Below are 8,664 nucleotides of genomic sequence, written 5' to 3'. Positions count from 1 at the left end.
CATAACCGCCAAAGCCTTGGAGATCCGGCAAAAGGTCGCGAACCAGTTCCTTTGACACCACCGGCAGCGGCCCGCCGAGAGCGGCAGGGCTCATCTCGGAAAGCGCCACGCGGTAGATCTTCTTGATCGCTGCACCCGCGCCGATCTGGTTGTCACGTTCAATGAGGTAGACGTGATCGCCATGGGCGACGATCTCCGACAGGCCAACCCAGCCGGCCTCGGTGTCATCCAACGGGTAGTGCACGGCACCCCATTCGCCGATTTCGAGATCATAGGAGATGAGTTTGACGTAACCTGCTGGATCGTCACCCCATTCGCGCTGCACAGCCACCCAGAGTCTGTCGTCGACCCGGGTGATGCCTTCGAAGCCAAAGCGATCCTCGAACGCCATCAGCTCACTCGGCAGGCCGATCTCGCCATCGCCCCGAGCGATCACGCCCTTGGCGTCGACATGGTAGATCGCATGCGGGATCACTTGGTCGGTCCGACCTTCCGACGCGAGGAAGAAACCGCCCTCGCCATCAAGCGCGATGCCCTCGAGATCGAGTTGCTGTGCGGCGTCGCCGTTCTCGTGGGTAACGCGGATCACATCGGTGATGCGGGCCGGGTTTTCCTTTGTGTCGATCCGGAAGATGGAGGGCTGGGAGCCATAATAGCTATCATTGACGGCCCAGAGGATGCCGTCCTCGTCCGCCACCATGCCCGAGATCGCCCCCCAGCCGATCAGTTCAGCCGCGCCTTCGGAAGTAAGCTGGGGATAAACCGCAGGAGCGTCCTGGTACTCGTATATCATGACATGCGCGCGGGCACCGCCATCCTCGATCAGGTCCGTCTCGTTGGCCGAGATCAGCAAGTTGCGTTGAGGCAGCGCGACATAACCCTCCGGCCCGATGCCGGAGGGCAGGATCTGCTTGAGCACCGGCGCTGCGAGATCGGTCACGTCGTAGACGCCCACTGCCGAGCCGCGTTCGGAGCCGACGAAGACCAGAGGGACCCCATCGATGACCGCTGTTTCGATGGACTCGGGCTCGACGCCCTTGGCGTCGGAACGGCTGTCGGGGTAGTGGCCGAGCTGCACCAGCGCTTGCTCGAAACTTACGCCGGAGTCGAAGACCACGTCGCCGGTCTTCGAGAAGATGGTCCAGCCGCGTGAACCACCATCCATGTCGCCCTCGTTGGCCGTGGCGAAATGGTCATCGTCGATCCATTTCACCGCGTCCGGCTCGCGCAGCCGAGCCGCTTGGCTTTCATCGAAGCGCAACCTGCCGTCATCGGAGGCATCGATGCCGTCGAGATCGACCGAGCCTGCCGCGAAATGCGAAATGATATCGCCATCGGCACCTACCACCACGATGTGGTTGTTCTCCTGCAAGGTCATGACCGTCTCACCGAGGCGATTGATGTCGACGAACTCCGGCTCGGGATCTTCTGGGCTGACCTCAGCCAGACCAGTGAGATCCACCTTGGTCAGGCTGTCGCAGTCCAGTCCGGTCTCGGTGACGTCCAGCATCACGAGAAAGCCCGCAGGCATCTGACCCGTGCGCCCGTCGCCCGCATCCTCATCGCGCTCGTTCTCGATCGCGATCGCCGCGAAATCACCCTCGGGCGAAAGCGCGACACTGTCGGGCTGACCACCGAGATCGCAGTTGGCCATCTCTTCGCCGCGTTCGAGGTCGATCACCGCAAGATGCCCGGACGGCTCGGAATAGCTTTCAGAGGTGTTCACTCCGACAAAGCCCGTTGTGCCGACCACGGCAATGGCCGTGGGTTCGCCACCGAGGGAAATGTTGCCTTTGGGAGCTGGATTGGCGGGGTCGGTGATGTCGATCAAACCGACCACGCCGAGGGGACTGTCGGTATAGGCCAGCGTCATGCCGTCTTCAGTGGCCGCGATGATCTCGGCCGAGCTCTCCCGTGCCTTGTCATCGCCCTGCGCCATGTTGCGGACCGTCTCGAAACTGGCGATGCGATTGAAATTCATATCCGCGGCAGCAGGCCCTGCAAAGAGCGCAAGCGTGGAAGTAAGCGTAAAGAACCGTGTCGTCATGTGAGCCCCCAGACCTTTTGTCGGGCCCTACGTGTCATGGGAATGTAACAGCAGCTTGTCGTGAGCGCCCGTCATCCGTCCCAACAGAATGGGCCGGTCACCCTCTCGCAGAGGTTTCCGGGCTAACGGCCATCGGCAGGCAAAGTGGAGATCGACAAACGGTCTCTTGCACCTCCATAACGCCGACCTAAATGCTGCACCGCAGAAAAGCGTAAGGAGAAGGGCATGGATCGTCCCAAGACTGATCGCTGCAACGAACTTTTTACGCCGCACACAGCTTTGCGCGGTGAATTTACTCTCTCGCCGGAACGGCACTGCCTCTATCATCGGCTCGTGTCGGAGCTTTCGCAGCTCTCAGATGATGAGCTGGCCACCCTTGGCTGCGATCGGCTGGGTATTCCGCAGCTTGCGCGCGAGACCGCCCGTCGGGCTATGCCAAGGAGTAAAATACGTTGATTGGCGGGCTGGCATTTTTCCACAAGTAAGGAAGAACCGAGTAAGCGCACCCTGCGGTAACAATAGAAAGCGGTGAAGTTACTCGAAGAACACCCTTCGCATGTGCAACCGACTGTCCGTTGCTCCAGCCGACCTCAGCCCGTTTTTTGTCCGATAACCCGTCTCTTATCGGACATAACGATGATATACCGCTCGGCATGACCGGATCACCCGAAAACCCCGATACGCCGCTCGCCCTGCCCGATCAGATCGCAGGCTCGGGCACGCTCGATCGCCTCGTTGACACCGCCCGCGGCTATGCCGACCACGCGGTCTCCGAAAACACCCGCATCGCTTACGCGCGTGACTGGGCCGCCTTTGCGCGCTGGTGCCGGCTGCGCGGCACTGACCCGCTGCCGCCCTCCCCTGAACTGATCGGCCTCTACATCACCGACCTCGCCGCGCCGTCGAGCAAGGCGCGCGCACTCTCGGTGGCTTCGATCGAGCGCCGGCTGGCCGGTCTTTCTTGGGGCTACACGCAGCGTGGCTTCCGGCTCGACCGTCGCGACCGCCACATCGCATCCATTCTCTCCGGTATCCGCCGCCGCCATGCTCGGCCACCGGTGCAGAAGGAGGCGATCGGACCCGATGAACTGCGGGCAATGCTCGCGACGTTGCCGCACGATCTTCGGGGGCTACGTGACCGGGCGATGCTGCTTATCGGCTTTGCCGGGGCACTGCGGCGCTCGGAGATCGTCGGGCTCGACCATGGCAAGGATGACACCATGGAGGGGACGGGCTGGGTCGAGATCCTGGAGGCCGGCGCGCTCGTGACGCTACGCGGCAAGACCGGCTGGCGCGCAGTCGAGATCGCCCGCGGCTCCAGCGAGGCCACTTGCCCGGTGCATGCATTGGAACGCTGGCTGCATTTCGCGAAGATCGATTTCGGCCCGATCTACACAGGTGTCAGCCGTGACGGACAGCGGACGTTGGAGCGCCGGCTGAACGACCGCCACGTGGCGCGACTGGTGCAGCGCACGGCGCTCGCGGCCGGGCTACGGGCGGATCTGCCAGAAGCCGAGCGCCGCGCGCTGTTCGCCGGCCATTCGCTGCGCGCCGGACTGGCCTCGTCGGCCGAAATTGACGAGCGCCATGTTCAGAAGCAGCTCGGCCATGCCTCGGCCGAGATGACCCGGCGCTACCAGCGCCGCCGCGATCGGTTCCGGGTGAACCTGACCAAGGCGGCCGGGCTGTAGGATACAGACATCGCCGAGCGCCCTCCCTCCAAAAACCTTCAACAACTCCCATAGTTCTGGATGGGGTTATCGGAAGGCCCTGCTCCTGCCGACCTTGAGGCAAAGCGCTCGATCAACAAACGGCCGTTTTAGGAACATCTTCTCGGATTATGAGATCAAACTAAAGCTGAACTTCTTGGTCATGCCCAAATCTGCTCCGCGTCCAAACTGACTATGTTGCTGGTGAAGGTCTTTGCAGTGACCCGCTTGGGAGCGGATCGAAGCCACAAGAGATGCATAATCTGTCGATCCAAATGACCCCGGAGCCATGATATGATAGCTAAAACGCTATGCGGTGAAGCCTACGAGGCGCCAACAGTCCTGGTCCGAACGGCGACTACTGGCGAAGCTTGATGTTGCACAGGATAAACCGGCTCTTGGGCAGGGGAGGCAATTCTCCCGTATCAAGCTCCAAATCCTGATCCAAGACATCGTAGTCGATGGCGTTCACGAAATAGTCGCAAAACGCTTTCATCTGGCTGATCACGATCCATTCGCCTGGACAACGGTGGTTCGTGTGATGATCGCCACCGCCCTGAGAAATGAAGTCGTAGGGGTTCTCCTCTCGGTCCTTAAATCGCTCGGGCCGGAACTCTTGCGGCGCGTTCCAAGAACGGGCGTCGGTATTCGTGCCATAGAGATCGAGCAGAACCCTGTGCCCTTCCGAAAAGCGATAGCCGCGCCACTCGAAATCGCTCTTCACGCGCGCCGCGACCGCAGGGAAGAACGGATACAAGCGGCGGACCTCCTGCACGAAATACTCAAGCTGTTCCTTGTCATCCTTCAGCTTTTGCTGCCAGTGGGAGTGCCGATGCAGGGCATGCGCCGCTTGGACGATGAACACCGAGACGGCGACGATTGGGCGCACGACGTTCAGTAGTTCCACGGCGGCCACCTTGGGGGTTAGCAGCTTCCCGTTCAGGTCGCGCCAAGTCGCGACGACATGGGCGGCGCTTTCCTGTCCCGGCTGAAGGCTTCCGTCGCGCACTCGTTCGATAATCCCGGCCGCCCAACGCTCCGCACGATGCCGCGCCAGACGCGCGCCCCAGTGCTTCCAGCCGACCGCCCCGGCGTCTTGGAATAGCGCCGTCATCTGCGCCGTCCGCGTCTCCACCTCCTCTTCGGGAAGCGGCACCCCTGACCAGGCGCAGGCAGCTCTGGTGAGGATTTCGCGCACTTCGTCGTAAAGCACGACCTTGTCCGTCGTTTCCCAGTCCCGTGCGTAACGGTCCAACAGGTCCCGCGTTGTGTTTTCGAGAGCTTCGATCCGCTCGGACGCCATGAGCGACATGAACATCCGTTTTCGATGATGGTGGGCCTTGCCATCGAGCCCCTGGATGCCTGCTTCGCCGAGCAGAGTTTTCTGGATACGCCCCGGCATCGAGCCTGCGCGCACGAGCCTATTTTCTGAATAGAAGATCTTTGCTGCCGCGGCACCGGTCATACAGATTGTCTTTTGAAAGAGGATGCGGGTCTCAAACAGGTCGCTTTCAAGATCGCTGCATGTGTCCGGAATGAATCCATATGGGTTGCGCAGCAGGGCGAGCGTGCTGTCGATGCGCTTTGCGGATGGAATGCTGGACATTGATTATTTCCCCGTAAAACCGCCTTTGCGGTGGTATCGTTCGGGCTTGTTCTTCGCCGAGCGGAGGCTGTCCCAGAACAGCAGGGTCGCGCCGCAGAAAATCGCCACATCCGCAAGATTGAAAGATGGCCAATGGTATGTTCCGTAATGGAAATCCAGAAAGTCCGGGACGGCCCGATAGCGCAAGCGGTCGAGAATATTGCCGACCGCGCCGCCGATAATCAGACCAAGAGCGGCAGCTGTCAGTCTGTCCGGCATGCGCCACAGCCAGATCAGCAACCATGCCACGATTACGACCGCAAGAAGAACGATACCCCACCACGGCACGATTCCGCCAAGCATGCCGAAGCTGACCCCTTCGTTGCGCACTCGAACGAGATTCAGGAAGGGCAGAACCTCGACCCCACGCTCAAGGGTTGGGGCGTTCAGAGCAAGTGCCTTGGTGCCCTGATCGAGACTGAACGCCACAATGGCGCAGAGCCCACCCAGAACGCGGATGTTCATGCCGTCGCTTTCAGATCGGCACGCGCATCGCGAATGATTGCCCAAGATGAGTGCAAAAAGAGTCCGGCGATGCCGAAAGCGACGATGAGGTCGGGCCATGCACTACCCAGCCACGCTACGAGACCGGCGGCGATAACGACCGCCGCATTGCCGATGGCGTCGTTGCGAGAGAACAGCCAGACGGCACGCATGTTCGCATCTCCCTTGCGGAACCGGAGGAGGGGCAGAACGGAGATAACATTGACGACAAGGGCAATCATACCGAGCAGGCCCATGAGTCCCGCATCCGGTGGCGTCTGCTCGAAAACCCGCACGATAGTTGTGCCAAAGACGCCAAGACCGAGCAGGCCCAAAAAGACCCCCTGGATCAGTGCCGAGCGCGCCCGCCAAGCGAGACTCCAGCTGATGGCCAGAAGGCCCAGGAAGGTGATCGCGCCGTCACCGATGAAATCGAGCGCATCGGCCTTCACGGCTTGCGATCCGGAAATGAAACCGCCGATCATTTCGAGGACTCCATATCCAACGTTCAGGATCACAACGATCCAAAGGGCGCGCCGATAGGCTGGGTCCTGATGTGCCGGATTTGACGAGATATCTTCGCCGCCCTCGATCCGGTCGAAGCCATAACCGGTCGTCGCGACGGCTTTTTCGATCTCTGGAAGCCGCGACTCGGGGGCGTTCAGGGTCATGATGTGCGTCGCCGCCGACACTTTCACTGCGCCGGGCGCAACCCCGGCAGACTGCGCCGCCCGTTCGATCTGCGCGGCATCCTTGGCGCAATCCATACCGGAAACGCGGTAACGGAAGGATGGAACATCTGTCATCGATCCTGTGCTTTCGGCGTTAGCCATGGGCGCAACACTCCTGCTAAGGTAGCTCGTAGAGAAAAATATCAGCCGAGAGTGATATGACGCAAATTGTCGCCGACCGCAATATCGTGCTCCCTACCATTGAACAGCGGGCGAAGCTGTTTCGCGGATTTGCGGACCCGAGCCGCTTGGCGATTCTGGAGGCCTTGTGCGAGGGACCGTTGGTTGTGCACGAAATCGTGAGACGCACTGACTTGTCGCAGCCCAACGTTTCCAACCATTTGCGATGTCTGTTGGACTGCGGACTCGTTGCCAGCGACCGCGATGGGCGTTTCATGCGCTATCGTATTAAAAGTCCACGCATAACAAGCCTTTTGAGCGATGTGGATGCGCTTCTCGAGGTGGTCGCCGAGGGCGTCAAAGCGTGTGGAAACTATCGCTCAAACCAGGGTGAAACTCCTCCTGATCGCACGAAGTAGCCGTGGAACGATTGCACATGTATTGGCGCTGGTAGCGGACATCGAGAGCCATCCGCTCGGCCAGATTATCCTTGCGCGTGCCGAAATGGTTCCGGCTGAAGCTTTATTATCCCCCGACCGGCACTGTGCCGGGCAGGCACCGAAGCGGTGATGGACGGTGCGATGGTTACGGCAAAAGCCAGCGGTTCGAGCGCACGACCGCCTCGGCGGCGTTCGGTTGCGTTGCCGCGCCTGCCGTCAATGATCAGATATAGAGAAATCAGGAGGATCGCTTTGATGCCCCACATGTCCCGCCATCGCCTACTGAGCCTCGCCGCTACGACGCCCTTCTCTGCCGCAGCTCAAGACAGCGCGCCCGCGATTCACGTGGTGAAGGACAGAAACTGCGGATGCTGCTCCGCTTGGGTGGAGATCCTTGGTAACGCCGGTTTCACCGTAATCACGGAAACGAGCTTCGGCACACTTTTGATGCGCCACAAGCTGGGTAACGGTATCCCGCAGGAGATGCACTCTTGTCACACGGGCGAAGTCGAAGGGTATATGATCGAAGGTCACGTTCCGCCTGCCGACATCCGCCGTCTGCTGGCCGAGCGGCCAGATGCCATCGGCCTCGCTGTGCCAGGCATGCCCTATGGCTCTCCCGGCATGGGGCCTGAGGACGAGCGTGAAGCCTACGATGTCTTCCTGATCCGGCAAGACAGCAGCACAGAGGTATTCTCGAGCTATAATTCTGCGTAGGCACCACGACCGACGGTCCGTTATCTTGCATGGCTGAAACCGTGCAGATTCCTTCCGCGAAAGACATGCGAGGGAGAACCTTAGAAAAGATCGGGCTGCGCTTTGGGAAGCATTTCTTCAGAGCAAGTGCATAGAATCAACGCACGATTATACTCTCAATGTCGCGGATATTGCCGTCTATTACGCTCTCTCTCGGAGAACCGTCCGGGATCGCCTGAACGACGGCAGTCTCTGAGGGGCGAAGCCAGCCAGCCCGCAAGGTCGCATAGCGCTTGGATCAGGAAGGGGTAAAGCCGGGAACGAGACAGATCTATCCCAGTGGGCGGGCACTTCATTGGTGCAGGTCAGCCACAGCTCTTGAGCCAGTGCATTTGGTAAGGTAGTGCCGAAAGTCAAATAGACCTCGCATGAGAGGCCTCGAGCAGTGGCAACTACCAGATTTCCGCGACGTGCCTTGTTGTTGGGCGGGTTGGCCGCCTTTTTGTCTGGCTGTGCCCGAAAGTTTCGGTCTTATAACGGACCCGCTGTAACCCGGTTGCGAATTTACAAAGCGCAGCGTTTGCTGGTGCTTGACGGTGCGGATGGTGTCTTGAAGACCTACCCCATCGGTTTGGGCTTCGCACCCGAGGGCCACAAGCAGTTCGAGGGGGATGGACGGACGCCGGAGGGTTCGTATCTGATTGATCGGCGGAATCCGAAAAGTCTCTTCCACCTCTCCATCGGCATTTCCTATCCCAATGAGGCCGACATCGCGTTTGCGGAAGCGCTTGGT

General features: G+C 60.2%; 9 protein-coding genes. 5 read left to right on the top strand and 4 right to left on the bottom strand.

The window, feature by feature from the left end:
* Positions 1-2,047: esterase-like activity of phytase family protein (locus tag CJ301_RS17930; protein WP_099278716.1), on the bottom strand; the 2,047-nt coding region annotated here is incomplete at its 3' end.
* Positions 2,048-2,272: 225 nt separating this feature from the next.
* Between CJ301_RS17930 and CJ301_RS18915 the strand changes: the two genes are divergently transcribed.
* Positions 2,273-2,503, top strand: coding sequence for a hypothetical protein (locus CJ301_RS18915; protein ID WP_162620621.1), 231 nt, complete (start codon positions 2,273-2,275; stop codon positions 2,501-2,503).
* 197 nt (positions 2,504-2,700) lie between these two features.
* Positions 2,701-3,738: a tyrosine-type recombinase/integrase gene (locus tag CJ301_RS17925; protein WP_099278715.1), complete on the top strand. Its 1,038-nt coding sequence runs from the start codon at positions 2,701-2,703 to the stop codon at positions 3,736-3,738.
* 376 nt (positions 3,739-4,114) lie between these two features.
* Here CJ301_RS17925 and CJ301_RS17920 read toward each other — a convergent pair whose 3' ends face one another.
* Genes CJ301_RS17920 through CJ301_RS17910 form a run of 3 tightly spaced genes read right to left on the bottom strand, consistent with a single transcriptional unit; the run spans position 4,115 to position 6,717 of the window.
* Positions 4,115-5,362, bottom strand: a complete 1,248-nt coding sequence (locus tag CJ301_RS17920) for a cytochrome P450 (protein ID WP_099278714.1) — start codon at positions 5,360-5,362, stop codon at positions 4,115-4,117.
* Positions 5,363-5,365: 3 nt separating this feature from the next.
* Positions 5,366-5,866 (bottom strand): signal peptidase II, encoded by a 501-nt coding sequence (gene lspA, locus CJ301_RS17915; RefSeq protein ID WP_099278713.1) that lies wholly within the window; start codon positions 5,864-5,866, stop codon positions 5,366-5,368.
* A complete protein-coding gene (locus tag CJ301_RS17910) occupies positions 5,863-6,717 on the bottom strand; it encodes a cation transporter (RefSeq protein WP_099278712.1) in 855 nt (284 codons plus the stop codon). The genes lspA and CJ301_RS17910 overlap by 4 nt, the downstream gene beginning before the upstream one ends.
* Positions 6,718-6,773: 56 nt before the next feature.
* Between CJ301_RS17910 and CJ301_RS17905 the strand changes: the two genes are divergently transcribed.
* From CJ301_RS17905 to CJ301_RS17895, 3 genes are all read left to right on the top strand, one after another.
* Positions 6,774-7,154 (top strand): ArsR/SmtB family transcription factor, encoded by a 381-nt coding sequence (locus CJ301_RS17905; RefSeq protein WP_099278711.1) that lies wholly within the window; start codon positions 6,774-6,776, stop codon positions 7,152-7,154.
* 285 nt (positions 7,155-7,439) lie between these two features.
* Entirely contained in the window at positions 7,440-7,892 is a 453-nt protein-coding gene (locus CJ301_RS17900) for a DUF411 domain-containing protein (RefSeq protein WP_437438426.1), read from the top strand.
* Between the two features lie 424 nt (positions 7,893-8,316).
* A partial coding sequence (locus tag CJ301_RS17895) for a L,D-transpeptidase family protein (protein WP_099278709.1) occupies positions 8,317-8,664 on the top strand: 348 nt, incomplete at its 3' end.

This window comes from Limimaricola cinnabarinus, from assembly GCF_002723615.1.
Classification (GTDB): domain Bacteria; phylum Pseudomonadota; class Alphaproteobacteria; order Rhodobacterales; family Rhodobacteraceae; genus Limimaricola; species Limimaricola cinnabarinus_B.
Note: the sequence above shows the minus strand (reverse complement) of the source record. Positions and strands in the feature narration are given on the sequence as shown.